This is a genomic window from Pseudomonas sp. H3_E04 (assembly GCF_054668915.1).
On sequence record NZ_CP162797.1, the window covers coordinates 3,188,220 to 3,214,890 of the forward strand.

Sequence of the window (26,671 nt, forward strand, 5' to 3'; positions counted from 1 at the left end):
ACACATAGCTGTGCCTGAAAGTTTTCGGCGATCAATAAAAATGCCAGTCAGCAAAACTGACTGGCATTTTCAAGAGCATGGCAAGCGCCTGTAAACCTGGCGCCTAGCGGACGCCGGACGAGCCGGCTTGCTGCATCACTCCCACTCAATCGTCGCCGGCGGCTTGCTCGACACGTCATACGTAACGCGCGAGATGCCTTCGATTTCGTTGATGATGCGGCCGGAAACGGTTTCCAGCAGCTCGTATGGCAGGTGTGCCCAACGTGCGGTCATGAAGTCGATGGTTTCTACGGCACGCAGGGCAACCACCCATGCGTAACGACGGCCGTCGCCAACCACGCCAACCGATTTCACTGGCTGGAACACCACGAAGGCCTGGCTGACCTTGTGGTACCAGTCGGCCTTGCGCAGTTCTTCGATGAAGATGTGGTCGGCGCGACGCAGCAGGTCGGCGTATTCCTTTTTCACTTCCCCGAGGATGCGCACGCCCAGGCCCGGACCCGGGAACGGGTGACGGTAGACCATGTCGTACGGCAGGCCCAGTTCCAGGCCCAGACGACGGACTTCGTCCTTGAACAGTTCGCGCAGTGGCTCGACCAGTTTCAGGTTCATCTCTTCCGGCAGGCCGCCCACGTTGTGGTGCGACTTGATCACGTGCGCCTTGCCGCTTTTCGCGCCAGCCGACTCGATCACGTCCGGGTAGATGGTGCCTTGGGCGAGGTACTTGATGTTGTCCAGCTTGCAGGATTCGGCATCGAACACGTCGATGAAGGTGCGGCCGATGATCTTGCGCTTCTTCTCCGGGTCGGCTTCGCCCGCCAGGTTGTTGAGGAACTGCTCCTCAGCGTTGGCGCGGATCACCTTGACGCCCATGTTCTCGGCGAACATGGCCATCACTTGCTCGCCTTCGTGCAGGCGCAGCAGGCCGTTGTCGACGAAGACGCAGGTCAGTTGATCGCCGATGGCCTTGTGCAGCAGTGCGGCAACCACCGAGGAGTCAACGCCGCCGGACAGACCCAGCAGCACGTTGTCGGTACCGACCTGAGCGCGGATGTTGGCGATGGCGTCTTCAGCGATCTTCGACGGCGTCCATAGGGCTTCACAGCCGCAGATGTCGAGCACGAAGCGCGACAGGATGCGACCGCCCTGCTTGGTGTGGGTCACTTCCGGGTGGAACTGCACGCCGTAGTAAGCGCGGTCGTCGTTGAACATACCGGCGATCGGGCAGCTTGGGGTGCTGGCGAGGATGTGGAAGTCTTCCGGCATCTTCGTGACTTTGTCACCGTGGCTCATCCACACGTCGAGGCCGAACAGGCCGTCGGCGTCGATGTGGTCTTCGATGCCGTCGAGCAGGCGGCTCTTGCCAACCACGTCAACGCGGGCGTAACCGAACTCACGCAGTTCGGAACCTTCCACCTTGCCGCCCAGTTGCTCGGCCATGGTCTGCATGCCGTAGCAGATGCCGAATACCGGAACGCCCAGGTCGAACACTGCCTGCGGGCAGCGCGGGCTGTTGGCTTCGTGCACGGACTCGGGGCCGCCGGCGAGGATGACGCCTTTAGGGGCGAACTCGCGGATCGCATCTTCGTCCATGTCGAACGGGTGCAGTTCGCAGTACACGCCGATCTCGCGCACGCGGCGGGCAATCAGCTGGGTGTATTGCGAACCGAAGTCGAGGATCAGGATGCGGTGAGCGTGAATGTCGAGGGCCATGACTCATTCTCATGTAGTGAATCAGAAACAACTCGGGGCTGAATGAACAGCCCCGGTGATTTAACGTTTTGCTGGAAGCCTCAACCTACGCGGTAGTTCGGCGCTTCCTTGGTGATCTGCACGTCGTGAACGTGGGACTCGGCCATGCCGGCACCGGTGATCCGCACGAACTCGGGCTTGGTACGCATTTCTTCGATGTTGGCGCTGCCGGTGTAACCCATCGAAGAACGCAGACCGCCCATCAACTGGTGAATGATCGCGCTCAGGGTGCCTTTGTACGGCACACGGCCTTCGATGCCTTCCGGAACCAGTTTCTCGGCGCCTGCCGAGGAGTCCTGGAAGTAACGGTCGGACGAGCCTTGAGCCTGGGACATGGCGCCCAGCGAACCCATGCCGCGATAAGCCTTGTACGAACGGCCCTGGAACAGTTCGATCTCGCCCGGCGCTTCTTCGGTACCGGCGAACATCGAGCCCATCATCACGCAGGACGCACCGGCCACGATGGCCTTGGACAGGTCACCGGAGAAACGGATACCGCCGTCGGCGATCAACGGCACGCCGGTGCCTTCAAGGGCGGCGGCAACGTTGGCGATGGCGCTGATTTGCGGCACGCCGACACCGGCGACGATACGGGTGGTGCAGATCGAGCCTGGGCCGATACCGACCTTGACTGCGTCGGCGCCCGCTTCGGCCAGGGCCTTGGCGGCAGCGCCGGTGGCGATGTTGCCGCCGATCACCTGCACTTCAGGGAAGTTCTCTTTGACCCAGCGTACGCGGTCGATCACGCCTTTGGAGTGACCGTGTGCGGTGTCGACCACCACCACGTCCACGCCGGCGTTGACCAGTGCGGTCACGCGATCGCCGGTGTCTTTACCGGTGCCGACCGCAGCGCCAACGCGCAGACGACCTTGATCGTCCTTGCTGGCCAGCGGATAGGCTTTGGCTTTTTCGATGTCGTTGACGGTCATCATGCCTTTGAGGGCGAATTTGTCGTCGACGATCAGCACGCGCTCGATGCGGTGCTTGTGCAGCAGTTCACGGACGTCGTTCTTGTCGGCGCCTTCCTTGACCGTGACCAGACGCTCTTTAGGCGTCATCACTTCGCGGACAGTGGCTTCCAGACGGTTTTCGAAACGTACGTCGCGGGAGGTGACGATGCCGACCAGGTCGCCATCGTGCAGTACCGGAACGCCGGAAATGTTGTGCAGACGGGTCAGTTCGAACAGATCACGCACCGTGGCATCGGCCTCGATGGTGATGGGATCCTTGACCACACCGGCTTCGAACTTCTTGACCTTGCGCACTTCGGCAGCTTGCTGCTCGATGGTCATGTTCTTGTGGATAATGCCGATGCCTCCTTCCTGAGCCATGGCGATTGCCAGACGGGCTTCAGTAACGGTGTCCATGGCGGCAGAAACCAGAGGAATATTCAGTTCGATGCCACGGGTAAGACGGGTCTTCAGACTGACTTCGTTGGGAAGCACCTCGGAATAACCGGGCACTAGGAGAATATCGTCGAATGTCAGAGCTTCTTGGCTGATACGCAGCATCGCGGGGGCTCCCGAGCGGGAAAATGGAAGCGCGCCATTATAGTCAGACACCCCCTGCTGTTCAATGTAAAACTCAGCCTAATTGATAGATGGAAAAGCCCGCTTTCTGTAGGAGCTGCCGAAGGCTGCGATCTTTTGATCTTGCCTTTGAAAAGCAAAGTCAAAAGATCGCAGCCTTCGGCAGCTCCTACAGGGATCAGAGCTCGACCTTTACCCAACTTACAGGTTGATCGAGCCAATCGGCGAACTCGTCGATAAAGCTCTGCTTGAACCCCGCCTCCAGCCAATTATTGAAAATGAAGCCGAGATTGGAAAACGCGCATTCCTGCAAGAACAGGAAGCCGTTGATGTCGTCTTCATGCCCGCATTCCGGGCAGGTGAAATTGTCGGTGCGCCCTGGAAACCAGTCTTCAAGGCTTTCGAACAGCGCCTCGCCCACTTCGCGGCGACACTCGGCGCAACCGGCCTCTTCGAGAAAGCCCTTGGCCGGCGTATAGATGCAGCGCTTGGTGACGATCTCCAGGCCATTGATCGGCTCGCCGAACGGCAGCGCTTCGGGGTACAGCACCACCGCACGAGCACCGTCGGCGATGGCGTGAGCCATACGGTTGCCGGTGCGGCCGCAGGTGGTCAATTGTTCTTCGATGATGTTCTTGCGCACCAGCCAGCGCACGATCGCCCGCGCCCGGGGCTCGTGCACCGGCAGGGTGGAGATTTTCGGGACGATGATGCTTTGCGAGTTCATGGTGGAGCCTGCTGCCAATATTTAAGATTTCCAATGTGGGAGCGAGCCTGCTCGCGAAAGCGCAGTGTCAGGCTGCATTTTTGTTGCTGACCCACCGCATTCGCGAGCAGGCTCGCTCCCACAAGGAACTGCGGCCGGCAGCTTAATCCCTGAAGAAATCCGGTCAAGTGCTGAAATAGCGAACGATCAAGGCTATTCCGCTGGCCAGCACCAGCCACGTCACCAGCCGCACAAACGCCTCGCGGGACAATCGCATGGTCAGCCGCCGCCCGATCCACAAGCCCAGCGCCATCGCCGGCAACAGACACAGCGCCAGCATCAACAAGGGTAGCTCGGCATACACACCGGCGATGACAAACAGGTTCAGGCGCACCACGGTGCTGCAACTGATCAAGGCACTTTGCGTGGCCCGCGCCGCGTCCTTGGGCAGGCGGCTGTTCAGATAGATCGCGTAAAGAAAGCCACCACTGCCAAACAACGCGCCGAACAACCCGCCCACTGTGCCCATCGGCACCGCCCACGCGGCCGACAACTGTGCCGGCCGCGCTTTCACCCACAGGCTGTAAACCGCATAGGCGCTGATAAACAGCCCCATCAACAGCAGCAACAGATCGGATTTCAGGTTCAGCAGGAAGATCACCCCCAGCGTGCAGCCGATCGCCATGCACGGCAGCAGCCTGAGCAATTCCGGCTTGGCGACGGCGCGCCGCGAGGGCAGCAGATTGCCGAACGCCGCGACGAAATCCAGCAGCACCAGCAACGGCACGATTTTCGACAGTGGCATGAACACAATCAGAATCGGCCCCGCCACCAGCGCCGTGCCGAAACCGGCGATACCGAAGACGATGTAGGCCAGGCCAATGGCCAACCCGATGACTGCCCAACCACCAGCTCCCCACGACCACGCCCCCAACAGTTCCATTACGCTCATCACCGAATTTCCTTATCAAGTTATCAATACTCGCCTGTAGGAGCTGCCGAAGGCTGCGATCTTTTGATCTTGATCCTGAAAAAACGAGATCAAAAGATCGCAGCCTCGTTGCACTCGACAGCTCCTACAGGGTTCGTGCAATGAGCAGAAGAATGCCTTTAAACTGCGCCCCATGATTAAAGATCCCTTTGCAAGACTTGGCCTGGACCGAGAAGTCCTGACCGTCAGCCAGCTCAACGGCCGCGCGCGGGTGTTGCTTGAAGACGTGTTCAGCAACATCTGGGTCGAGGGCGAAATCTCCAACCTCGCGCGCCCGGCGTCCGGCCACGTCTACTTCACCCTCAAGGACAGCGGCGCGCAGGTGCGTTGCGCGCTGTTCCGGCAGAACGCCGCGCGCGTGCGTCAGGCGTTGAAGGACGGTCTGGCGGTCAAGGTACGCGGCAAGGTTTCGCTGTTCGAAGGCCGTGGCGACTATCAGCTGATCCTCGACACCGTGGAGCCGGCCGGCGACGGCGCGCTGCGTCTGGCCTTCGATGCGCTGAAGGAGAAGCTCAGCGCCGAAGGCCTGTTCAGTGCCGAACGCAAAGTGCCGCTGCCCGCGCATCCGCAGCGCATCGGCATCATCAGCTCGCCGACCGGCGCGGTAATTCGCGACATCATCAGCGTGTTTCGCCGCCGTGCGCCGCAGGTGCAACTGACCCTCATTCCGACCGCCGTACAGGGCCGCGAGGCCACAGCACAAATCGTCCGCGCGCTGAAAATGGCCGATGCCCGTGGCTTCGACGCGCTGATCCTCGCCCGTGGCGGCGGCTCACTGGAAGACCTCTGGTGCTTCAATGAAGAAGCCGTGGCGCGCGCGGTCGATGCCTGCGTGACGCCGATCGTCAGCGCCGTCGGCCATGAATCCGATGTGTCGATCAGTGACTTTGTTGCCGACGTCCGCGCACCGACGCCCTCGGCCGCCGCCGAACTGCTCGCCCCGGATTCCAGCCATCTGATCCGTCAGGTCGAGAGCCTGCACCGGCGTCTGGTGATGCGCATGCGTGACCGCTTGATGCGTGATCGCCTGCGTCTCGAAGGCATGGCCCGACGGTTGCGCCATCCCGGCGAACGTCTGCGCCAGCAGGCGCAACGTCTGGATGATCTGGACATGCGCATGCGCCGGGCCTTCGAGCGTAGCCTGAATACTCGCCGCGAACGCCTGATTCGCCTGGAAACCCGGCTCGCCGGGCAACATCCGGGGCGTCAACTGGCAATGCTCCGCCAGCGTCTCGACAGCCTCGCCGAACGTCTGCCCCGGGCCATGCGCGATGCTCTTAAACAGCGCCGGCAGCAATTGCACAGTCAGATGCAGACCCTGCACGTGGTCAGCCCTCTGGCGACTCTCGGTCGTGGTTACAGCATCCTGCTCGACGAGCGTGGCCACGCGATCCGCAACGCCGCGCAGACCCATACCGGCCAGCGCCTGAAAGCCAAGCTTGGCGAAGGCGAACTGCAAGTGCGCGTCGAGGACAATCACCTGACGCCCGTCACCCTCTCTTTACTGGACTGATCCATGCCGCGTTTTCTCGCTCCGCTGCTGTTGCTCTGCCTGACCTTCAACGCCCACGCCGACAGTTACATCACCCGGCTGCTGAACAAACCGGTGCCGGGCGGCGTCGCCGTGGTGGATCTGGGCGCTGCCGCGCAGGCGCCGAAAGCTACTTATCAGGGCAAACCGGTGCTGGTGGTCAAAGAGCAGAACAACTGGCTGGCGATCGTTGGCGTGCCGCTGACGGTCAAGCCTGGCGCGCAGCAGATCAGCAGTGGCGGGCGCAACCTGCCGTTTACCGTGGGCAGCAAGAAATACCCGGAACAGCACATCACCCTGAAGAACAAACAGCAGGTCAATCCGAACGCCGACAACCTCAAACGCATCGAGGGCGAACTGGCGGAGCAGATCGCGGCTTACCGCAGTTTCAGCCCGAACACGCCGAGCAATCTGCTGCTGGACAAACCGGTCAACGGGCCGCTGTCGAGCAAGTTCGGTGTGCGTCGTTTCTTCAATGGCGAAGAACGCAATCCTCATGCCGGCCTCGATTTCGCGGTACCGGCCGGAACGCCAATCAAGACCCCGGCGGCGGGCAAGGTGATTCTGATCGGCAATTATTTCTTCAACGGCAACACGGTTTTTGTTGACCATGGCCAGGGCTTTATCAGCATGTTCTGCCACATGTCGAAGATCGACGTGAAGAACGGCCAGCAACTGGCGCGCGGCGCGGTGGTGGGCAAGGTCGGCGCAACTGGCCGAGCGACCGGGCCGCACATGCACTGGAACGTCAGCCTGAACGATGCGCGGGTGGATCCGGCGATTTTCATTGGGGCCTTCCAACCTTGAATATGTGTTGAGGCGACCGGCCTCTTCGCGAGCAGGCTCGCTCCCACAGGGGGATCTTTGCTGTGAATAAGATCCAGTGTGGGAGCGAGCCTGCTCGCGAAGCCGGCCTATAAAACACCGCCTTACTCAATGAATCTCCAAAAACTCAATTGCGCCCCAATCTAGCCTCACGCAAACATCAATAACTTCCACCGCCTTAAGCGCAATAAATTCCTGCAAAATCCCGCTTTCCGGGTATTCCTCTCAATTTTTTCCGACTGCTTGCCATCCTTTCCCCTCGCGGTTAGGGTTGAAGCCATGAAAACCTCTCACACCCTCATTCAGCTTCGCCAGCACCGCAGCCTGTGCCTCGTCAGCGCACGACTGCCAGGCTGAATCGCTGCGCCTCGTCCTACGCTTTTCCAAGAACAATCGTTCAACCGGCAGGCCGCCTCTTTTCGGCCCAGACAACAAGGAATTTCCCGATGAGCATGCTCAAAGACCCGTCTTCGAAATACCGCGCGTTTCCCGTCATCAACCTGCCGGATCGCACCTGGCCGTCGAAAACCATCGACGCCGCGCCGATCTGGTGCAGCTCCGACCTGCGTGACGGCAACCAGTCGCTGATCGAACCAATGGACGCGGCGAAGAAGCTGCGCTTCTGGAAAACCCTGGTGCAGGTGGGCGTGAAGGAAATCGAAGCGTCGTTCCCGGCCGCTTCGCAAACCGACTTCGACTTCGTGCGTACCCTGATCGAAGAAGGCCACATCCCGGACGACACCACCATCCAGGTACTGACCCAGGGCCGTGAAGACCTGATCGAGCGCACTTTCGAATCCCTGCGCGGGGCGAAGAAAGCCATCGTTCACCTGTACAACGCCACCTCGCCTTCTTTCCGCCGCATCGTGTTCAACCAGGACAAGGACGGCATCAAGGCCATCGCCGTCAACGCCGCCAAGCTGTTCGTCAAATACGCGGCGATGCAGCCGGACACCGAGTGGACCTTCGAGTACTCGCCGGAAACCTTCAGCGCAACCGAGCTGGAATTTGCCAAGGAAGTCTGCGACGCCGTGATCGAGGTGTGGAACCCGACGCCTGAGCACAAGATGATCCTCAACCTGCCGGCCACGGTTGAATGCGCGACGCCGAACGTCTACGCCGACCAGATCGAATGGTTCGGCCGCAATATCAACCGTCGTGACAGCGTGATCATCAGCCTGCACACCCACAACGACCGTGGCACTGGCGTGGCTGCTACCGAGCTGGGCCTGATGGCCGGCGCCGACCGTGTCGAAGGCTGCCTGTTCGGCAACGGCGAACGCACCGGTAACGTCGACCTCGTCACCGTCGCGCTGAACATGTACACCCAGGGCGTCGACCCTGAGCTGGACTTCTCCGACATCGACGGCGTGCGCAAGGTCGTCGAAGAATGCAACCAGATCCAGGTGCACCCGCGTCATCCGTATGTGGGCGACCTGGTCCACACCGCATTCTCCGGCTCGCACCAGGACGCAATCCGCAAGGGCTTCGCCCAGCAGAAACCGGACACCCTGTGGGAAGTGCCGTACCTGCCGATCGACCCGGCCGACATCGGCCGCAGCTACGAGGCGGTAATCCGCGTCAACAGCCAGTCGGGCAAGGGCGGCATCGCTTACCTGCTGGAGCAGGAATACGGCATCAGCCTGCCACGGCGCATGCAGATCGAGTTCAGCCAGGTGGTGCAGCGGGAAACCGATCGCCTCGGCCTGGAGATGACCGCCAAGCAGATTCACTCGCTGTTGATCAGCGAATACCTGCAGGCCAACACCCCGTACGCGCTGGTCAGCCATCGTTTGCAGGAAGAGAACGGCAACAGCGCCGTCGAAGTCGAAGTGGCCAGCAAAGGTCAGGGCGAAACCAACCTGCACTGGCGCGGCAAGGGCAACGGCGCGCTGGAAGCACTGGTCGCCGGCCTGCCGATTCCGGTGGAAATCATGGACTACAACGAACACGCGATCGGCGCGGGCACCAATGCCAAAGCGGCCGCCTATATCGAACTGCGGGTGAACGGTGAACGTGCAGTGCACGGCGTGGGTATTGATGAAAACATCACCACCGCCAGCTTCAAGGCATTGTTCAGCGCGCTGAACCGCTCGCTGAGCCAGCCAGAGGCGAAAGCAGCGTAATCCGACCACTGAAATGCGAAAGGCCCCGGAGTGTGAGCTCCGGGGCCTTTTTTTTTAGATCAAAGGATCGCAGCCTTCGGCAGCTCCTACATTGGGACGGCGTACATCCTGTAGGAGCTGCCGAAGGCTGCGATCTTTTGCTTTTCAGGTGAACTCAAACGTGTCGGCATCCAGGTTCGCCGGAAAGCGCTCGCGATACGCCGCCAACGGCGCCGCTTCCAGAATCACCTTGAACACGCCATCCGCCTCCCCCGCTGCCAGCAACGTCTCGCCCTGGAAATCCAGCACCTGACTGTCACCGGTATAGGCAAAGCCTTTGCCATCGCTGCCCACCCGATTGACCGCCGCCACATAGCAGAGATTTTCAATCGCTCGCGCCGGCAACAGGCGGTTCCAGTGCAGGCGCCGTGCGCCCGGCCAGTTGGCGGTGTACAGCAGCAGATCGGTGTCCTGCGCATCGCGGCTCCACACCGGGAAGCGCAGGTCGTAGCAGATCAGCGGACGAATCCGCCAGCCTTTGAGCTCGAACTGCACCTGACGCTCGCCGGGCGTGTAATGGTTGTGCTCGCCGGCCATGCGGAACAGGTGACGCTTGTCGTAATGCAGCACTTCGCCGTCCGGTCGGGCCCAGAGCAAGCGGTTGCGATGGCTGCCGTCAGCCGCCTGAACAATTACGCTGCCAGTGATGACCGCATCGAACCTGGCCGCCTGCGCCCGCAGCCATTTGCTGGTCGGGCCGTTTTCCGCTTCAGCGAGGGTATCCGATTCCATCGAAAACCCGGTGGTGAACATCTCCGGCAGGATAATCAGATCGGCGCCACGGGCCTGCTCCAGCAGCGGTTCGAAATGCTCGAGGTTGGCCTGGCGGTCGTGCCAGGCCAGGCTGGTCTGGATCAGCGCCAGAGTCAGGTCTGGCAATGCACTCAGATCACGCATAGTTTCGCCGCTGCTTCACGCAGCGTCTCCTCGCGTTTGGCAAAGCACAGGCGTATCAGGCGCTGGCCTTGCGGTGGATTCTGGTAGAACACCGACACCGGAATGCTCGCGACACCGTGCTCGCGAGTCATCCACATGGCCATGTCGACATCATTCAGATCTGGACGGATCTGCGAATAATCGACCAGCTGGAAATAAGTACCGGTGACACGGGTGAAGCTGAAGCGCGACGGTGCGAGCAGATCGCAGAACAGATCGCGCTTGGCCTGATAGAAGCCCGGCAATTCTTCAACGTGCTCCGGGTGCTCGGCCATGTAATCGGCCAGTGCGTATTGCAACGGTGTGACGCCACAGAAACTGACGTACTGATGCACCTTGCGCAGCTCGGCCGTCAGCGCCGACGGGGCGACGACGTAGCCGGTTTTCCAACCAGTGACGTGGTAAGTCTTGCCGAACGAGCTGACCACGAACGCGCGCTGATACAGCTCTTCATGGGCGAGCACGCTGACATGCGGCACACCGTCGAAAACCAGGTGTTCGTAGACTTCGTCGCTGATCAGATAGATGTCGCGATCACGGATCAACGCCGCCAGTTGATCGAGCTCGGCGCGGCTGATCAATGCGCCGCTGGGGTTGTGCGGGGTGTTGATGACGATCATTTTCGTCCGCGGGCTCAGCGCCGCTGCGAGCTGGTCGAAGTCGATGGAGAAGTCGTCCGGATTCAGCTGCACATGCACGCAACGACCGCCCGCCAACTCCGTCGCCGGGGCGTAGCTGTCGTAGCACGGATCGAACACGATGACTTCGTCGCCGCTGTGGATAACTGCCTGAATCGCACAGAAGATCGCTTGGGTCGCGCCGGGCGTTACCGTCACTTCATGATCGGCATCGACAGTCACGCCATAGCTGCGCGCGATCTTGGCCGCGATCTGCTGACGCAACGCCGGCAAACCGGTCATCGGCGAATACTGGTTATGGCCACTGGCGATATGCCGCCCGACCGCATCACGCAGCGACTGCGGGCCGTCGAAATCCGGGAAACCCTGGGACAGGTTGATCGCGCCGGTCTGCGCCGCGAGCTGAGACATCTGCGTGAAAATAGTGATGCCGACATTCGGCAGCTTGCTGGTGATCATCGGAAGCCCCTTGCAGGTGAAACGCAAGTTTCAAGCGTCAAGCTGCAAGCTGCAAGCAAAAACCCGCGCCCACAAAAAAGGGCTTCATACGAAGCCCTCTCTGCTTTACCGCTTTTACTTGCAGCTTGCAGCTTGCAACTCGCAGCTGCTTCTATTTCTTGTCGCGGCGTTTTTTGCTGGCTTTCTTGTTGTGCGACATCAAGCGACGCTTCTTGTTGACCTGGCGGTCGGTCAGCGTGTTCTTGTTGCCCTCGTACGGGTTCTCGCCGCCCTTGAACTCGATGCGGATCGGCGTACCGACCAGCTTGAGCACACGACGGTAAGTGTTTTCCAGATAGCGCACGTACGACTTCGGCACTTTCTCGATCTGGTTACCGTGGATCACGATGATCGGCGGGTTCGCACCACCCAGGTGAGCGTAACGCAGCTTGATCCGGCGATTGTTGACCATCGGTGGCGCGTGCTCGCCCACCGCATCTTCGAGAATCTGGGTGAGGCGGTTGGTCGGCCAGCGGGTCACAGCGGACTTGAACGAGTTCTGCACCGAAGCGTAGAGGTTGCCCACGCCCGTGCCGTGCAGTGCCGAGATAAAGTGGATGTCGGCGTAGTCGACGAAGAACAGCCGGCGTTGCAGCTCGACTTTGACGAAGTCGCGCTCGCTCGGCGTCATGCCGTCCCACTTGTTGATCGCGATGACCAACGCACGACCGGATTCGATCGCGAAGCCCAGCAGGTTGAGGTCGTGGTCGACCACACCTTCGCGGGCGTCCATGACGAAGATCACCACGTTGGCGTCTTTGATCGCCTGCAGGGTTTTGACCACGGAGAACTTTTCGACTTCTTCGTGGATCTTGCCGCGCTTGCGCACACCGGCGGTGTCGATCAGCGTGTACTTCTCTTCATTGCGCTCGAACGGAATGTAGATGCTGTCACGGGTAGTGCCCGGCTGGTCATACACAATGACCCGGTCTTCACCGAGCATGCGGTTGACCAGAGTCGACTTGCCGACGTTCGGACGACCGATGATGGCGATCTTGATCCCGTCTTTCTCGCTCGGGCCAGGAATGCGCTTGGCTTCCTCGCCTTCGGCAACGACTTCTTCCTCTTCGCCTTCAGCCGGCTCGTCATCATCGCGCGGGAATTCGCTCAGAGCGGCTTCCAGCAATTGCGTGATGCCACGGCCGTGGGCGCCGGCGATCGGGATCGCGTGGCCCATGCCCAGCGGGGCGAATTCGGCGCGGGCCATTTCCGGATCGATGTTGTCGACCTTGTTGGCCACCACGTGGGAGCGCTTGTTACGTTTGCGCAAATGCTCGGCGATCATCTGGTCGGCAGCGGTAAAACCGGCCTTGGCATCTACCAGAAACAGCACCACATCGGCTTCTTCGATGGCCAGCAGCGACTGCTCGGCCATTTTTTCGTCCATACCATGTTCGTCACCGGAGATACCGCCGGTGTCGATCAGAATGTAGGAACGCCCTTGCCACTTGGCCTCACCGTACTGGCGATCACGGGTCAGACCGGACAGGTCGCCGACGATGGCGTCACGAGTCCTGGTCAGGCGGTTGAACAAGGTGGACTTGCCGACGTTCGGTCGGCCCACCAGGGCGATTACGGGAACCATGCGGCTCTCCACTTCGTTATTTCAGAAAATACAAAAGCCGCTGCGAGGCAGCGGCTGGTGCTCGGGGCAACACCCGGGGGCGCTGCAAACCCTGCTGATGCAGAGCCGCTTGGGGATGAACCCCAAGCATAGTTGTTACTTGATGGTCAGGGCTTCCAGTTTGCCGCTGTTGCCATACACATAAATCGTGTCGCCCACCACCAGCGGACGAGCACGCAGGCCGTCGCTGTCGATGCGCTCACGGCCGACGAAACGACCGTCGACCTGACTCAGCAGATGCAGATAACCTTCCAGGTCACCCACAGCTACGTAGCTGGAGAACACTTCCGGTGCCGACAGTTGACGGCGAGCCAGCGAGTCGTTGCTCCACAGTGCGGTGGTGGAACGCTCGTCGACGCCTTCAACGGTGCCCGAGGAGAGGCTCACGTAGACGCTGCCGAAACCCTGAGCGATACCGGCGTAGCTCGACGCATCGCGCTGCCACAGTTGACGACCGCTTTCCAGGTCCAGTGCCGCCACGCGACCCTGATAGCTGGCGACGTACAGCGTGCCGCCGGACAGCAGCAGGCCGCCGTCGATGTCGACCACGCGCTCCAGTTCCGAACGCCCCTGTGGAATGGCGATGCGTTGTTCCCACACCGGCACGCCGTTGGAGATGTCCAGCGCGACCACTTTACCGGTCGACAGGCCAGCCACCGCCAAGCGGTTGGTGACCAGCGGAGCACTGGTGCCACGCAGGGTCAGGACCGCCGGGGTGCTGTCATACACCCAGCGCTGGTTGCCGGTGGCAGCATCCAGACCGATCAGACGATCGTCCTGGGTCTGCACGACCACTACGTCGCCGTTGTTGGCCGGCGGCGCGAGGACTTCACTGTTGACGCGGGCACGCCACTTCTCTTCACCGTTGCTGGTGTCCAGAGCGACGACTTCGCCACGCAGGGTACCGATCAGTACCAGACCGTAACCCACGCCAACGGCGCCGGAGACAGGCAGTTCCAGATCCTGGTCCCACTTCACGTCGCCATTGCTGCGATCCAGCGCCATCACCACACCGGTCACATCGGCGGCGTAGATGGTGTCACCGTCGATCGCCGGCACCAGCATGTTGTAGGTTTCGCCCTGACCGTCACCGATCGAGCGGCTCCACTGCTTGTGCAGAACGACTTCTTCTTTGAAGTCGGTCAGCTCAGCCGGAGGCAATTCTTTCTTGCTGTTGCTGCTGCAACCCGCGGCCAGAAGGGCCAGAGCCAGCAATGCTGCATGCTTCCAACGGATCACGTCACGCATCCCCTTTGGCCAGGTCGTCGAGCTTGATTTGAAGGCCACCGACCGCCGCTTCATCCGACAGTGCCGCCTTGGCTTTTTGATACGCCTTGTTCGCGTCATCGGTACGGCCCAAGCGCACCAGCAGGTCGCCCTTGAGTTCTTCGCGAGTGGCCAGGAACGCTTTGTCGGCATCGCCGTCGAGCAGTTTCAAGGCGTCTTCGGCCTTGTCCTGCGCGCCCAGCACCTGCGCCAGACGCTGACGGGCGATTTCGCCCAGCGCCGGGTTGGCCGGTTTGTCGACGATGGCTTTGAGTTCGGTTGCCGCGTCGTCCAGCTTGCCGCTGTCGACCGCTACTTTGGCGACGAACAGGCTGCCGTACTGCGCGTAGGCAGAACCGCCGTATTCGCTGTTGAGCTTGCCGGCCAGATCCGCAACGCGGGCGGCATCGGGCTTGCCGTCAGGCGTCAGCGTGGTTTCCAGCAATTGCTGATAGAGCACCGAGGCGCCTTGCGACTGGTTGCTCTGGTATTTGTGATAAGCCTGCCAGCCGAACACGATGACCAGCGCCAACAGGCCGCCGGTGACCAGAGGTTTGCCGTTGCGTGTCCACCAGTCCTTCAAATCCGCCAACTGTTCGTCTTCGGTACTCGACACCCCAATACTCCTTAATCGCTAAATCGGCTGTTAAGACAGCTTCAACCCTGCACGACGCAGGTGGCCAGGTGAGCGGCGAGCGCATCCCAGGCAATGCTTTGTTGTTCGCCCTGGCCACGCAGGGGTTTGAAACCTACCACTTGCTGGGCCATTTCGTCGTCACCGAGGATCAATGCGTACAGCGCACCGCTCTTGTCGGCCTTTTTGAACTGGCTTTTGAAACTGCCGGCGCCGGCATTGACTTGCAGACGCAGGTTAGGAAGTTCATCGCGTACCCGTTCGGCCAGAGCCAGACCAGCCAGCTCGGCTTCTTCACCGAAGGCGCAGAGGTAGACGTCGACCTGACGGGAAATCTCTTCCGGGATCTGCTCGAGGGTTTCGAGCATCAATACCAGACGCTCGATGCCCATGGCGAAACCGACACCCGGGGTTGGCTTGCCGCCCATCTGCTCGACCAGACCGTCGTAACGGCCGCCCGCGCACACGGTGCCCTGGGCGCCGAGCTTGTCGGTGACCCATTCGAAAACGGTTTTGCTGTAGTAATCGAGGCCACGCACCAGTTTCGGGTTGAGCACATAAGGAATGCCGACGGCATCCAGACGCGCCTTCAGGCCTTCGAAGTGAGCACGGGACTCGTCGTCGAGGTAATCGGCCATTTTCGGCGCATCGACCAGCACCGCCTGGGTGTCGGCATTTTTCGTGTCGAGCACGCGCAGCGGGTTGGTTTTCAGGCGACGCTGGCTGTCTTCGTCGAGCTTGTCGTGGTGCGCCGAGAGGTACTCGACCAGCGCTTCACGATAGCGACCACGGGACTCGCTGGTGCCGAGGCTGTTGAGTTCGAGCTTGACCGCATCACGAATGCCCAACTCACCCCACAGGCGCCAGGTCATGATGATCAGCTCGGCGTCGATGTCCGGACCGTCGAGGTTGAACACTTCCAGACCGATCTGGTGGAACTGGCGATAGCGGCCTTTCTGCGGACGCTCGTGGCGGAACATCGGGCCGATGTACCAGAGTTTCTGCACCTGACCACCGCCGGTGATGCCGTGTTCGAGCACGGCGCGTACGCACGCGGCGGTACCTTCCGGACGCAAAGTCAGCGAGTCGCCGTTGCGGTCTTCGAAGGTGTACATCTCTTTTTCGACGATATCGGTGACTTCGCCGATCGAGCGCTTGAACAGCTCGGTGAACTCGACGATCGGCATGCGGATCTGCTTGTAACCGTAGTTATCCAGCAGACGCGCCACAGTGCCTTCGAAATAACGCCACAGCGGGGTCTGTTCGGGCAGGATGTCGTTCATGCCACGAATGGCTTGCAGAGACTTGCTCACAAAATTTCCTTAATTCGTTCGATCAGCCGCGCGCGATAACGGCAGCGTCAGCTTCGACCTTTTCGGCCGCTTTCTGGCGGATCAGCTTTTCCAGCTCGTCCACCAGATTGTCATTCGTCAGCTTCTGCGACGGCTTGCCGTCGATGTAAATCAGGTTGGGCGTGCCGCCGGTCAAGCCGATATGGGCTTCCTTGGCTTCGCCGGGGCCGTTGACCACGCAACCGATGACCGCGACATCCAGCGGCACCAGCAGGTCTTCAAGGCGCCCTTCCAGCTCGTTCATGGTTTTCACCACATCGAAGTTCTGCCGCGAGCAGCTCGGGCAGGCGATGAAGTTGATGCCACGGGAACGCAGATGCAAAGACTTGAGAATGTCGTAACCGACCTTCACTTCCTCGACCGGGTCGGCCGCCAGCGAGATGCGGATAGTATCGCCAATCCCTTCGGCGAGCAGCATACCTAGGCCGACGGCGGATTTCACCGTGCCCGAACGCAAACCACCGGCTTCGGTAATGCCGAGGTGCAGCGGCTGAACAATTTCCTTTGCCAGCAAGCGGTAGGCTTCGACGGCCATGAACACGTCGGAGGCTTTCACGCTGACCTTGAAGTCCTGGAAATTCAGGCGTTCGAGGTGTTCAACGTGGCGCAGCGCGGATTCGACGAGCGCCGCCGGGGTCGGCTCGCCGTATTTCTTTTGCAGGTCTTTTTCCAGGGAACCGGCGTTGACGCCGATGCGGATCGGAATGCCGCGATCACGCGCCGCATCGACCACGGCACGCACGCGGTCTTCGCGACCGATGTTGCCCGGGTTGATGCGCAGGCAGTCCACACCCAGTTCGGCCACGCGCAAGGCGATCTTGTAGTCGAAGTGGATATCGGCCACCAACGGCACTTTGACCAGTTGCTTGATCTTGCCGAACGCCTCGGCGGCGTCCATGTCCGGCACCGAGACGCGAACGATGTCGACACCGGCAGCTTCCAGACGATTGATCTGCGCCACAGTCGCGGCGACGTCATTGGTGTCGCTGTTGGTCATGCTTTGCACAGCGATCGGCGCGTCGCCGCCCACCGGTACGTTGCCGACCCAGATCTTGCGCGATTCGCGACGTTTGATTGGAGATTCGCCGTGCATGACTTATTGACCCAACTTCAGGCGAGCAGTCTCGCCACTGGTGAACGGAGCGATATCGACCGGTTGGCCGTTGTAGCTGACCTGTGCTGCGCGGGCGACGCCCAGACGTACGGCGAGCGGCGGCTTGCCGGAAACACTCACGCTGTCGCCTTTATGCTTCAGACCACTGAAAATCACTTTGCCACGGCCATCGGTCACCTGTGCCCAGCAATCGCCGGTGAACTGCAACTGCACCTGGCCTTCGCCGGCAACCGGCGCAGCTGCTTCAGCGCTTGGCGCTTGAGCAACCGGCGCGGTCGGGGCAGGTGTCGCTGGGACATTCGGCGCTGGAGTGGCCGGAGCTGCCACCACTGGCGCAGGCGTCTGTGCCGGAGCGCTTGGCGCAACTGCCGGCGCAGTTGGCTCGGTCGCTGGCGCAGCAGATTCGGCGCCGGTCGATTCAGCACTGGTTTCCGACTGCGGCAAGGCCAGCGTTGTCGAACTGTCGGCCTGATTTTCGGCGACAGCCTGGTCTTCCGGCTCGTCGATCGGGTGGATCTGCGTGGTGCCGTCAGCGCCTTCGACTTCAACGTGTTCCGGCGCCAGGCTGGTCAGATCGCGGGTGCGCTGGGAGGTCTGATCCTGCCACCAGACGAAACCGCCGCCGATGACCGCGATCAGCAGCAACAGGCTGACGATACGCAAAATGGTGTGGGAAACCCGCACCGGCTCTTCGATACGACCGAGGGCGTGAACGTTGCTGCCCTGGGAGTCGGTGCCGGTGGACTGGTCGAATTGCTGAACCAGAACGGTCTGGTCCATGCCGAGCAATTTGGCATAGGCGCGAATGTAACCGCGAGCGAAGGTATGCCCCGGCAGCTTGTCGAAAGCGCCGGCTTCAAGATTGCTCAGGGATGTCACGGTGAGGTTGAGCTTGAGGGCCACTTCGGCCAGCGACCAGCCATTGCTTTCGCGGGCCTGGCGCAGGGTCTCACCGGGGTTTACGCGATTCGCTGCTACAACTTCGGGATGCGCCGCTTTCATCATTGCTCCGACAGGTATTGCTGATATTCCGGCGTACCGGGATAGAGTCGTTTTAATTGCAGACCGTAACTGGCTGCCTTGTCGCGATCTTCAAACACTTTTGCCAGCCGAACGCCGAGCAATAGACTACGTGCATTTTGTTCGGTGAGCTGGCTGAAACGGTCGTAATAGTCACGCGCGGGCACATAATGCCTGTCTTCGAAGGACAACTCAGCCATTTCCAGCAATGCGCGCGGTTGTTGGCGGTTCAGGCGCAGGGCTTTTTCCAGCTGTTGCTGGGCCAGATCACGCTGGCCAAGCTTGGCGGCGGTCATGCCGAGGTTTTCGAAGACTCGCGAACGCTCAGGATACAGGGTATCGGCGGCCGCTTGTTCAAAACGCTCGTAGGCTTCCTTGTAGCGCTGTTCTTCGTAGAGAAAACTGCCGTAGTTGTTGAGGATGCGTGCATCGGCGGGACGTGAGGACAAGGCCTTGCGAAAGTGCTCGTCCGCCAGTGCCGGCTCCATTTCAGCCTGAAACACCAGACCGAGCGCCGCATTGGCGTCAGGGTCGGAACCGTCCAGCTCCAGCGCTTTCTTCAACGGCACCTTGGCGCGCTCGGTCATGCCCTGCTGCAGGTAGCCCAGGCCCAGCTGCACGTAGGCAGCCCGCGCTTCATCGCGGCCCTTGCTGGTCTTCATCGGGTTGTAGTCACCCGAAAGGACACAACCAGCGCAAAGGCTGGCCAACAGCAACAGCAGCGCAAAGCGCAGGGACATAGAGATCCTCTCTTAGTTAGTGTTCGCGGCGTTCTGTGCCAGATCGCTGTCGGCGCTCAATTCGCGCACGGCGATGTAACGTTCGCTGCGACGGGTGCGATCCAGCACCTGCCCTACCAATTGACCACATGCGGCGTCGATGTCTTCACCACGAGTGGTGCGCACAGTGACGTTGAAACCGGCCTGATGCAACTGATCCTGGAAGCGGCGGATGGCGTTGTTGCTCGGCCGCTCGTACCCGGAGTGCGGGAACGGGTTGAATGGGATCAGGTTGATCTTGCACGGGATGTCTTTAAGCAGCTCGATCATTTCCACGGCGTGCTCAAGCTTGTCGTTGACGTCCTTGAGCAAGGTGTACTCGATGGTCAGCACACGTTTCTCGCCAAGGGCGGACATGTAGCGCTGGCACGACTCGAGCAGCATCTTAAGCGGATATTTCTTGTTGATCGGCACCAATTGGTTACGCAATGCGTCATTCGGTGCATGCAGCGACAACGCCAGGGACACGTCGATGTGCTTGGCCAGCTCATCGATCATCGGCACCACACCCGAGGTGGACAGGGTCACGCGGCGCTTGGAGATCCCATAGCCGAGGTCATCCATCATCAGATGCATGGCGGCGACGACGTTGTCGAAGTTCAGCAACGGCTCGCCCATGCCCATCATCACCACGTTGGTGATCGCACGGTCGACGGTGGCCGGGACGCTGCCGAAAGATTTGTTGGCAATCCACACCTGACCGATGACTTCGGCGGCGGTGAGGTTGCTGTTGAAGCCTTGCTTGCCGGTGGAGCAGAAACTGCAATCCAGGGCACAGCCTGCCTGGGACGAAACGCACAGAGTGCCGCGTTTGCCCTGGGGAATGTAAACGGTCTCGACGCAGCTGCCGGACGCCACGCGCACCACCCATTTACGGGTGCCGTCGCTGGAGATGTCCTCGCTGACCACTTCCGGACCACGCACTTCAGCAATGGCCTTGAGCTTGTCGCGCAAGGCTTTGCTGACGTTCGTCATGGCGTCGAAATCATCGACGCCAAAGTGGTGAATCCATTTCATTACCTGACCGGCACGGAAACGCTTCTCCCCGATTGAGTCGAAGAATTTTTCCATTTCCGGCTGGGTCAGACCCAGCAGGTTTGTTTTAACAGTCGATGTAGTCATGGATTCACCTTCACTCTGCAAGCAATGCTTAGCGAGTGGTTACTTCAGTAGCTGCGAAGAAGTAAGCGATTTCGCGAGCGGCAGCAGCTTCGGAGTCCGAACCGTGAACGGCGTTGGCGTCGATCGATTCAGCGAAGTCAGCACGGATGGTGCCGGCAGCAGCTTCTTTAGGGTTGGTAGCGCCCATCAGCTCACGGTTGCGAGCGATAGCGTTTTCGCCTTCCAGAACCTGAACGACAACCGGACCGGAAGTCATGAAAGCAACCAGGTCACCGAAGAAACCGCGCTCGCTGTGCTCAGCGTAGAAGCCTTCGGCTTCGGCTTTGGACAGTTGCTTCAGTTTCGAAGCTACAACGCGCAGGCCAGCGTCTTCGAAGCGAGTGGTGATCTTGCCGATCACGTTTTTAGCAACGGCGTCAGGCTTGATGATGGAGAAAGTACGTTGAACAGCCATGGTGTAACTCCAGAAACGGTAATTTGCGAAAAATTAAACCCGCGAATTATACGCGGGTTCTTGGGTATTGCCTAACCTGCGAGACGATCAGTCCAATTCTGCGGCCCAGAGCTCCTGAACCGCTTCGAGCACCTTCTCGCCGACCCGGCCAGAAGTAGCATCGAAGTCAGGCAGTTCAAGAATCATCTGCTGCAAACGGACAAAACCTACAGAATACGGATCGAGTCCCTCGTGGGCCTCGGCCAATTCTTCTGCAATGCGTTGAACATCATTCCAACCGTAGCTCATGACAGTCTTACCAGTCAGTGCGGCGCTTCGGCCGCATGGTTAAGCGAATATTTCGGAATCTCGACGGTGAGGTCTTCCTCACCGACGATCGCCTGACAGGCCAGACGCGATTGCGCCTCCAGACCCCAGGCACGATCGAGGAAGTCTTCTTCCAGCTCATCGGCCTCTTCCAGCGAGTCAAAACCCTCGCGGATGATGCAATGGCAAGTAGTGCAGGCGCAGACGCCGCCGCACGCGCTTTCCATCTCGATATGGTGTTCGTGAGCCAACTCGAGAATCGATGTGCCGGGCGCAGCCTCGACCACCATGCCTTCCGGGCAGAACTTCTCGTGGGGCAGAAAAATGACCTGCGGCATCAGATATCCTCGATTTCATTCAGGTTGCGCCCCGACAGAGCGGCTTTCACCGTCAGGTCCATGCGGCGGGCAGCAAAAGCATCGGTCACTTGCGACAGACGCTTGGTCTGCTGCTCGATGGCGTAACCATCGGTACCTTTCATCAGTTCGGCCAGCTCCTGCATTTGCAGTTCGATGACCATGCGCTCTTCGGCGTCGAGCAAACGCTCGCCATCGGCCTCCAGCGCGCCCTGCACCGCTTCGAGCAGGCGCTGGGCATCGACTTGCTGCTCACGCAGAACGCGGGCGACCTTGTCGTCATTGGCATGCTGGAACGAATCTTTCAGCATCTTGGCGATTTCGCCGTCGGTCAGGCCGTAGGACGGCTTGACCTGAATGCTCGCTTCAACGCCCGAGCCCAACTCACGGGCAGACACGCTGAGCAGACCGTCGGCATCGACCTGGAAGGTCACGCGAATTTTCGCCGCACCGGCCACCATCGCCGGAATGCCGCGCAATTCGAAACGCGCCAGAGAGCGGCAGTCGCTGATCAGCTCACGCTCGCCCTGCAGAACGTGGATCGCCATGGCTGACTGGCCGTCTTTATAGGTGGTGAAATCCTGGGCGCGGGCGACGGGGATCGTGGTGTTGCGCGGAATCACCTTCTCCATCAGACCGCCCATGGTTTCCAGCCCCAGGGACAACGGAATCACGTCGAGCAGCAGCAGTTCGCCGCCATCGCGCTTGTTGCCAGCCAAGGTGTCGGCCTGGATCGCGGCCCCGATGGCCACCACTTGATCCGGGTCGATTTCCGTCAACGGCTGACGACCGAACGCTTCGGCAACGGCTTCACGAACACGTGGCACGCGGGTCGAACCGCCGACCATGACCACGGCGTGCACGTCTTCCAGCTCAATACCGGAATCGCGAACGGCGCGGCGACAGGCTTTCAGGCTGCGCGCGACCATCGGCTCGATCAGCGCATCGAAGGCTTCACGGGTCAACTGGGCTTTCCAGTCGCCGTAAGCCACTTCAACGCTGGTAGCGTCGGTCAAAGCTTCTTTGGCCGCGCAGGCAGTTTGCAGCAGATTGCGCTGTGCGCCCGGATCGAGATCGGCGGACAGGCCAGCGCTCTCGATGATCCAGCCGGCAATCGCGTGATCGAAATCATCGCCGCCCAGCGCGCTGTCGCCGCCAGTGGCCAGAACTTCAAAGACGCCGCCAGTCAGACGCAGAATCGAAATATCGAAGGTACCGCCACCAAGGTCATAAATCGCAACCAGGCCTTCAGCGTGTTGATCCAGACCATACGCCACAGCAGCAGCGGTCGGCTCGTTGAGCAGACGCAACACGTTCAGACCGGCGAGCTTGGCCGCATCTTTGGTGGCTTGCCGCTGCGCATCGTCGAAGTAGGCAGGGACGGTGATTACCGCGCCGACCAGTTCGCCGCCCAAGGTCGCTTCAGCACGCTGACGCAGGACCTTGAGAATATCGGCGGAGACTTCAACCGGGCTTTTCGGTCCTTGCACGGTGTCGATGAACGGCATGTGCGATTCGCCGCCGACAAAGCGGTATGGCAGTTGCTCGCCCAATTGCTTGACGTCGGAAAGACCACGACCCATCAAGCGCTTGACCGACAGCACAGTGTTCAAAGGATCGGAGGATGCGGCGAGCTTGGCCGACTCGCCGACTTCGACGCGGTCGGCGTGATAACGCACGGCGGAAGGCAGGATGACCTGCCCGTCAGCGTCGGCCAGCGGTTCGGATAGACCACTGCGCAGCGCAGCGACCAGCGAATTGGTAGTACCCAAGTCGATGCCCACCGCCAGACGACGCTGGTGCGGTTGAGGACTTTGGCCGGGTTCGGCGATCTGCAGTAGAGCCATGGTGATCAGGTCTTGTCTGTCTGTCAGCGTGCAATTGAGCGCAGCACTGGGTTAATCGTCGAGGCGCTCTTCCAGCTGGCGCACTTCGTAGGTGAGCTTGTCGAGGAACTGCATGCGCCGCATCAGGCGTTCGGCCTGTTCACGTTGCGCTGCATCATCCCAACAGGCTGCGAAGCTCTCATTGAGTTCTTCCTGAGCGGCTTTCAGGCGACGCTTGAACACCGCAACGCCGTCGATATCGGCACTGTCCTGCAGATCTTCGAGTTCTTCGCGCCATTGCATCTGCTGCAGAAGAAACTCGGGATCGTGGACGGTGACTTCCATCGGCACCTCATGCCCGCTGATCTTCAGCAGGTAGCGGGCACGCTGGGCCGGACTCTTGAGCGTCTGGTAGGCGTCGTTGAGCCGCGCCGATTGCTCGAGCGCAGAGCGCTGCTCGCGCTCGGATGCATCGGCAAAACGGTCAGGATGGACGCCACGCGCCAACTCACGATAGCGCGTGGCCAACTGCTCGAGATCCAGGCGGAAGCTCGGTTGCAGCTCGAACAAAGCGAAATGACAAGGAATACCCACGACCAGCCTCAGATGTTGAAGCTTTCGCCGCAGCCACATTCACCGCGCACGTTGGGGTTGTTGAACTTGAAGCCTTCGTTCAACCCTTCCTTGACGAAGTCGAGCTCGGTGCCGTCCAGGTAGGCCAGGCTTTTCGGGTCGATGATCACTTTTTCGCCGTGACTCTCGAACACCTGATCTTCCGCCACTACCTCGTCGACAAACTCCAGCACGTAGGCAAGGCCGGAACAGCCCGTGGTGCGAACACCCAGACGAATCCCTTCACCTTTGCCGCGCCCGTCGAGGGAGCGCCGCACGTGTCGAGCAGCCGCTTCTGTCATGCTGATAGCCATCGTTGACTCCTTACTCGTCGCCGAATCTTGAAATTCAGATCAAGCCTTTCTTCTGCTTGTAATCGCGAACAGCCGCTTTGATAGCGTCTTCTGCGAGCACGGAGCAGTGAATTTTCACTGGCGGCAAAGCCAGTTCTTCGGCCAGCTGAGTGTTCTTGATGGTTTCGGCTTCGTCCAGGGTCTTGCCCTTCATCCACTCGGTGGCGAGGGAGCTGGAGGCGATCGCCGAACCGCAACCGTAGGTCTTGAACTTGGCGTCTTCGATAACGCCCTGATCGTTGACCTTGATCTGCAGACGCATCACGTCGCCGCACGCCGGAGCGCCGACCATGCCGGTGCCGACATCAGGATCTTCCGCGTTCATCTTGCCGACGTTGCGCGGGTTTTCGTAGTGGTCGATGACCTTTTCGCTGTAAGCCATGATTCTCAATCCTCACTCATCAGGGCCGCTCTTGAGACCCTGCAACTGCGCTGCGTTAACGCCGCGTCGCTACAGGATCTGTATCCGGCGGCTTCTATAGTTAGTGTGCCGCCCACTCGATTTTCGAGATATCGACGCCGTCTTTGTACATGTCCCACAGCGGCGACAGAGCGCGCAGCTTGGTAACCGCCTCGCAGACTTTCTGCGCGGCGTAGTCGATTTCTTCTTCGGTGGTGAAACGGCCGAAGGTAAAGCGGATCGAGCTGTGTGCCAGTTCGTCGTTGCGGCCCAGGGCGCGCAGTACGTACGAAGGCTCGAGCGACGCCGAGGTACAGGCCGAACCGGACGATACCGCCAGATCCTTGAGCGCCATGATCAGCGACTCGCCTTCAACGTAGTTGAAGCTGAGGTTCAGGTTGTGCGGAACGCGGGCGGTCAGGCTGCCGTTGACGTACAGCTCTTCCAGATGCTCGACCTGCTTGTAGAAACGATCGCTCAAGGCTTTGATGCGTACGTTTTCAGCAGCCATGTCTTCCTTGGCCACACGGAACGCTTCGCCCATGCCGACGATCTGGTGGGTCGCCAGGGTGCCGGAACGCATGCCGCGCTCGTGACCGCCGCCGTGCATGGTCGCTTCGATGCGCACACGCGGCTTGCGGCTGACGTACAGCGCGCCGATACCTTTAGGGCCATAAGTCTTGTGGGCGGAGAACGACATCATGTCGACTTTCAGCTTCTGCAGGTCGATCTCGACCTTGCCAGTGGACTGAGCAGCGTCGACGTGGAACAGCACGCCTTTGGCGCGCAGCATCTCGCCGATGGCAGCGATGTCGTTGATGGTGCCGATTTCGTTGTTCACGTGCATCACCGACACCAGAATGGTGTCTTCGCGCAGTGCGGCGTCGATCATGGCCGGGGTGATCAAACCGTCTTCGGTCGGCTCGAGGTAGGTCACTTCGAAACCTTCACGCTCCAGTTGGCGCATGGTGTCGAGGACAGCCTTGTGCTCGATCTTGCTGGTGATCAGGTGCTTGCCCTTGGAGGCGTAGAAATGTGCCGCGCCCTTGATCGCCAGGTTGTCGGACTCGGTGGCACCGGAGGTCCAGACGATTTCGCGCGGATCAGCGTTGACCAGATCGGCCACCTGACGACGAGCGTTTTCGACGGACTCTTCAGCCTTCCAGCCGAACACGTGGGAACGGGAAGCCGGGTTACCGAAGTTTCCGTCGACCAGAAGGCATTCACTCATTTTCTGCGCAACGCGCGGATCAACCGGGGTGGTTGCAGAGTAATCAAGGTAAATCGGCAATTTCATGGACTATCTCCTAAATCAGGGCTGGCGTGCCGCGGGTAGCTCTTCGGCTGTCATTCGACGGCGGACGCTTCAATCTTGTCCAGGCGTGGCGCCTTGCTGCTGCAACGGCGCTGGTCCTGACGCTGGGCCACTTCTTGTACCTCACGGCGAGTCACAAGGTCGGCCAAGCTGATACCGCTCAGAAATTCGTGAATCTGCAGGCTCAAGTCGCACCACAGATGATGGGTCAGGCAGGTATCGCCGGAATGGCAATCGCCCTGGCCCTGGCACTTGGTGGCATCGACCGATTCGTTGACCGCATCGATCACCTGGGCGACCTGGATGCCCTGCATGTCGCGGGACAACTGGTAGCCACCACCCGGACCGCGAACGCTGGAAACCAGGTTGCTGCGGCGCAGCTTGGCGAACAGCTGTTCGAGGTAGGACAGGGAGATGCCTTGGCGCTCGGAGATATCGGCCAGAGACACCGGCCCGTGCTGCGCGTGCAACGCCAGGTCAAGCATGGCGGTCACGGCGTATCGGCCTTTTGTAGTCAGTCGCATGGACAGTTACCACGGAGTTCGGAATGGGCGGGAGTATGCAATT

At 60.4% G+C, this 26,671-nt stretch carries 26 protein-coding genes; 3 read left to right on the forward strand and 23 right to left on the reverse strand.

Annotation, left to right across the window (positions count from 1 at the left end):
- Positions 1–135 precede the first annotated feature (135 nt).
- From guaA to AB4N53_RS14230, 4 genes are all read right to left on the reverse strand, one after another.
- Positions 136–1,713 carry a glutamine-hydrolyzing GMP synthase gene (gene guaA, locus AB4N53_RS14215; protein ID WP_016773344.1) on the reverse strand — a complete coding sequence of 526 codons (1,578 nt, stop codon included), beginning with the start codon at positions 1,711–1,713 and terminating at the stop codon, positions 136–138.
- A gap of 80 nt (positions 1,714–1,793) precedes the next feature.
- The gene (gene guaB / locus AB4N53_RS14220; protein WP_016773343.1) at positions 1,794–3,263 is read right to left on the reverse strand and encodes an IMP dehydrogenase; all 1,470 of its coding nucleotides are present in this window, start codon (positions 3,261–3,263) and stop codon (positions 1,794–1,796) included.
- A 196-nt stretch (positions 3,264–3,459) separates the two neighbouring features.
- Entirely contained in the window at positions 3,460–4,008 is a 549-nt protein-coding gene (locus AB4N53_RS14225) for a hypothetical protein (protein WP_016773342.1), read from the reverse strand.
- Positions 4,009–4,171: 163 nt separating this feature from the next.
- A complete protein-coding gene (locus tag AB4N53_RS14230; RefSeq protein ID WP_460121254.1) occupies positions 4,172–4,939 on the reverse strand; it encodes a sulfite exporter TauE/SafE family protein in 768 nt (255 codons plus the stop codon).
- Positions 4,940–5,111: 172 nt separating this feature from the next.
- Between AB4N53_RS14230 and xseA the strand changes: the two genes are divergently transcribed.
- The 3 genes from xseA to leuA all read left to right on the forward strand — a co-directional run bounded on the left by xseA (position 5,112) and on the right by leuA (position 9,460).
- Complete coding sequence (gene xseA / locus AB4N53_RS14235; RefSeq protein ID WP_460121256.1) at positions 5,112–6,491, forward strand: exodeoxyribonuclease VII large subunit; 1,380 nt, start codon at positions 5,112–5,114, stop codon at positions 6,489–6,491.
- A 3-nt stretch (positions 6,492–6,494) separates the two neighbouring features.
- Entirely contained in the window at positions 6,495–7,316 is an 822-nt protein-coding gene (locus tag AB4N53_RS14240) for a peptidoglycan DD-metalloendopeptidase family protein (protein WP_460121258.1), read from the forward strand.
- Between the two features lie 464 nt (positions 7,317–7,780).
- Entirely contained in the window at positions 7,781–9,460 is a 1,680-nt protein-coding gene (gene leuA, locus AB4N53_RS14245; RefSeq protein ID WP_042608332.1) for a 2-isopropylmalate synthase, read from the forward strand.
- A 144-nt stretch (positions 9,461–9,604) separates the two neighbouring features.
- On the opposite strand, the gene AB4N53_RS14250 is transcribed toward leuA, so the two are convergent.
- From AB4N53_RS14250 to iscR, 19 genes are all read right to left on the reverse strand, one after another.
- Complete coding sequence (locus tag AB4N53_RS14250) at positions 9,605–10,396, reverse strand: amidohydrolase (protein ID WP_460121260.1); 792 nt, start codon at positions 10,394–10,396, stop codon at positions 9,605–9,607.
- Complete coding sequence (locus tag AB4N53_RS14255; RefSeq protein ID WP_460121263.1) at positions 10,384–11,532, reverse strand: pyridoxal phosphate-dependent aminotransferase; 1,149 nt, start codon at positions 11,530–11,532, stop codon at positions 10,384–10,386. Before AB4N53_RS14255 ends, AB4N53_RS14250 begins: the two co-directional genes overlap by 13 nt.
- 151 nt (positions 11,533–11,683) lie before the next feature.
- The gene (gene der, locus AB4N53_RS14260; RefSeq protein ID WP_024014210.1) at positions 11,684–13,156 is read right to left on the reverse strand and encodes a ribosome biogenesis GTPase Der; all 1,473 of its coding nucleotides are present in this window, start codon (positions 13,154–13,156) and stop codon (positions 11,684–11,686) included.
- 135 nt (positions 13,157–13,291) lie between these two features.
- Complete coding sequence (gene bamB / locus AB4N53_RS14265) at positions 13,292–14,443, reverse strand: outer membrane protein assembly factor BamB (RefSeq protein ID WP_039761439.1); 1,152 nt, start codon at positions 14,441–14,443, stop codon at positions 13,292–13,294.
- Complete coding sequence (locus tag AB4N53_RS14270; RefSeq protein WP_016773334.1) at positions 14,436–15,077, reverse strand: tetratricopeptide repeat protein; 642 nt, start codon at positions 15,075–15,077, stop codon at positions 14,436–14,438. Before AB4N53_RS14270 ends, bamB begins: the two co-directional genes overlap by 8 nt.
- 41 nt (positions 15,078–15,118) lie before the next feature.
- Positions 15,119–16,408: a histidine--tRNA ligase gene (gene hisS, locus AB4N53_RS14275; protein WP_056790156.1), complete on the reverse strand. Its 1,290-nt coding sequence runs from the start codon at positions 16,406–16,408 to the stop codon at positions 15,119–15,121.
- Positions 16,409–16,430: 22 nt separating this feature from the next.
- Entirely contained in the window at positions 16,431–17,540 is a 1,110-nt protein-coding gene (gene ispG, locus AB4N53_RS14280) for a flavodoxin-dependent (E)-4-hydroxy-3-methylbut-2-enyl-diphosphate synthase (RefSeq protein ID WP_016773332.1), read from the reverse strand.
- Positions 17,541–17,543: 3 nt separating this feature from the next.
- Positions 17,544–18,563 (reverse strand): RodZ domain-containing protein, encoded by a 1,020-nt coding sequence (locus tag AB4N53_RS14285; RefSeq protein WP_460121266.1) that lies wholly within the window; start codon positions 18,561–18,563, stop codon positions 17,544–17,546.
- Entirely contained in the window at positions 18,563–19,321 is a 759-nt protein-coding gene (gene pilW / locus AB4N53_RS14290) for a type IV pilus biogenesis/stability protein PilW (RefSeq protein WP_016773330.1), read from the reverse strand. Before pilW ends, AB4N53_RS14285 begins: the two co-directional genes overlap by 1 nt.
- A gap of 12 nt (positions 19,322–19,333) precedes the next feature.
- Positions 19,334–20,482, reverse strand: coding sequence for a dual-specificity RNA methyltransferase RlmN (gene rlmN / locus AB4N53_RS14295; RefSeq protein ID WP_024014215.1), 1,149 nt, complete (start codon positions 20,480–20,482; stop codon positions 19,334–19,336).
- Positions 20,483–20,510: 28 nt separating this feature from the next.
- Positions 20,511–20,936: a nucleoside-diphosphate kinase gene (gene ndk / locus AB4N53_RS14300; RefSeq protein ID WP_024014216.1), complete on the reverse strand. Its 426-nt coding sequence runs from the start codon at positions 20,934–20,936 to the stop codon at positions 20,511–20,513.
- A gap of 87 nt (positions 20,937–21,023) precedes the next feature.
- On the reverse strand, positions 21,024–21,224 hold the full coding sequence (gene iscX, locus AB4N53_RS14305; protein ID WP_016773328.1) for a Fe-S cluster assembly protein IscX: 201 nt from the start codon (positions 21,222–21,224) through the stop codon (positions 21,024–21,026).
- 14 nt (positions 21,225–21,238) lie between these two features.
- Positions 21,239–21,580 carry an ISC system 2Fe-2S type ferredoxin gene (gene fdx / locus AB4N53_RS14310; protein ID WP_016773327.1) on the reverse strand — a complete coding sequence of 114 codons (342 nt, stop codon included), beginning with the start codon at positions 21,578–21,580 and terminating at the stop codon, positions 21,239–21,241.
- A complete protein-coding gene (gene hscA / locus AB4N53_RS14315; RefSeq protein ID WP_460121269.1) occupies positions 21,580–23,445 on the reverse strand; it encodes a Fe-S protein assembly chaperone HscA in 1,866 nt (621 codons plus the stop codon). Before hscA ends, fdx begins: the two co-directional genes overlap by 1 nt.
- A 51-nt stretch (positions 23,446–23,496) precedes the next feature.
- Complete coding sequence (gene hscB / locus AB4N53_RS14320; protein WP_460121271.1) at positions 23,497–24,018, reverse strand: co-chaperone HscB; 522 nt, start codon at positions 24,016–24,018, stop codon at positions 23,497–23,499.
- Positions 24,019–24,026: 8 nt separating this feature from the next.
- Positions 24,027–24,350, reverse strand: coding sequence for an iron-sulfur cluster assembly protein IscA (gene iscA, locus AB4N53_RS14325; protein ID WP_003227904.1), 324 nt, complete (start codon positions 24,348–24,350; stop codon positions 24,027–24,029).
- A 34-nt stretch (positions 24,351–24,384) separates the two neighbouring features.
- Positions 24,385–24,771, reverse strand: coding sequence for a Fe-S cluster assembly scaffold IscU (iscU, locus tag AB4N53_RS14330; RefSeq protein ID WP_003227907.1), 387 nt, complete (start codon positions 24,769–24,771; stop codon positions 24,385–24,387).
- Between the two features lie 100 nt (positions 24,772–24,871).
- Entirely contained in the window at positions 24,872–26,086 is a 1,215-nt protein-coding gene (locus AB4N53_RS14335) for an IscS subfamily cysteine desulfurase (RefSeq protein ID WP_016773324.1), read from the reverse strand.
- Positions 26,087–26,136: 50 nt separating this feature from the next.
- The gene (gene iscR, locus AB4N53_RS14340; RefSeq protein ID WP_016773323.1) at positions 26,137–26,628 is read right to left on the reverse strand and encodes a Fe-S cluster assembly transcriptional regulator IscR; all 492 of its coding nucleotides are present in this window, start codon (positions 26,626–26,628) and stop codon (positions 26,137–26,139) included.
- Positions 26,629–26,671: the final 43 nt, after the last annotated feature.

Excerpts from the sequence above, each read along its gene's own strand:
- guaA (WP_016773344.1), bottom strand. The coding sequence starts at position 1,713 with ATGGCCCTCGACATTCACGCTCACCGCATCCTGATCCTCGACTTCGGT.
- guaB (WP_016773343.1), bottom strand. The coding sequence starts at position 3,263 with ATGCTGCGTATCAGCCAAGAAGCTCTGACATTCGACGATATTCTCCTA.
- AB4N53_RS14225 (WP_016773342.1), bottom strand. The coding sequence starts at position 4,008 with ATGAACTCGCAAAGCATCATCGTCCCGAAAATCTCCACCCTGCCGGTG.
- AB4N53_RS14230 (WP_460121254.1), bottom strand. The coding sequence starts at position 4,939 with ATGAGCGTAATGGAACTGTTGGGGGCGTGGTCGTGGGGAGCTGGTGGT.
- xseA (WP_460121256.1), top strand. The coding sequence starts at position 5,112 with ATGATTAAAGATCCCTTTGCAAGACTTGGCCTGGACCGAGAAGTCCTG.
- AB4N53_RS14240 (WP_460121258.1), top strand. The coding sequence starts at position 6,495 with ATGCCGCGTTTTCTCGCTCCGCTGCTGTTGCTCTGCCTGACCTTCAAC.
- leuA (WP_042608332.1), top strand. The coding sequence starts at position 7,781 with ATGAGCATGCTCAAAGACCCGTCTTCGAAATACCGCGCGTTTCCCGTC.
- AB4N53_RS14250 (WP_460121260.1), bottom strand. The coding sequence starts at position 10,396 with ATGCGTGATCTGAGTGCATTGCCAGACCTGACTCTGGCGCTGATCCAG.
- AB4N53_RS14255 (WP_460121263.1), bottom strand. The coding sequence starts at position 11,532 with ATGATCACCAGCAAGCTGCCGAATGTCGGCATCACTATTTTCACGCAG.
- der (WP_024014210.1), bottom strand. The coding sequence starts at position 13,156 with ATGGTTCCCGTAATCGCCCTGGTGGGCCGACCGAACGTCGGCAAGTCC.
- bamB (WP_039761439.1), bottom strand. The coding sequence starts at position 14,443 with ATGCGTGACGTGATCCGTTGGAAGCATGCAGCATTGCTGGCTCTGGCC.
- ispG (WP_016773332.1), bottom strand. The coding sequence starts at position 17,540 with ATGCACGGCGAATCTCCAATCAAACGTCGCGAATCGCGCAAGATCTGG.
- AB4N53_RS14285 (WP_460121266.1), bottom strand. The coding sequence starts at position 18,563 with ATGAAAGCGGCGCATCCCGAAGTTGTAGCAGCGAATCGCGTAAACCCC.
- pilW (WP_016773330.1), bottom strand. The coding sequence starts at position 19,321 with ATGTCCCTGCGCTTTGCGCTGCTGTTGCTGTTGGCCAGCCTTTGCGCT.
- rlmN (WP_024014215.1), bottom strand. The coding sequence starts at position 20,482 with ATGACTACATCGACTGTTAAAACAAACCTGCTGGGTCTGACCCAGCCG.
- ndk (WP_024014216.1), bottom strand. The coding sequence starts at position 20,936 with ATGGCTGTTCAACGTACTTTCTCCATCATCAAGCCTGACGCCGTTGCT.
- iscX (WP_016773328.1), bottom strand. The coding sequence starts at position 21,224 with ATGAGCTACGGTTGGAATGATGTTCAACGCATTGCAGAAGAATTGGCC.
- fdx (WP_016773327.1), bottom strand. The coding sequence starts at position 21,580 with ATGCCGCAGGTCATTTTTCTGCCCCACGAGAAGTTCTGCCCGGAAGGC.
- hscA (WP_460121269.1), bottom strand. The coding sequence starts at position 23,445 with ATGGCTCTACTGCAGATCGCCGAACCCGGCCAAAGTCCTCAACCGCAC.
- iscA (WP_003227904.1), bottom strand. The coding sequence starts at position 24,350 with ATGGCTATCAGCATGACAGAAGCGGCTGCTCGACACGTGCGGCGCTCC.
- iscU (WP_003227907.1), bottom strand. The coding sequence starts at position 24,771 with ATGGCTTACAGCGAAAAGGTCATCGACCACTACGAAAACCCGCGCAAC.
- AB4N53_RS14335 (WP_016773324.1), bottom strand. The coding sequence starts at position 26,086 with ATGAAATTGCCGATTTACCTTGATTACTCTGCAACCACCCCGGTTGAT.
- iscR (WP_016773323.1), bottom strand. The coding sequence starts at position 26,628 with ATGCGACTGACTACAAAAGGCCGATACGCCGTGACCGCCATGCTTGAC.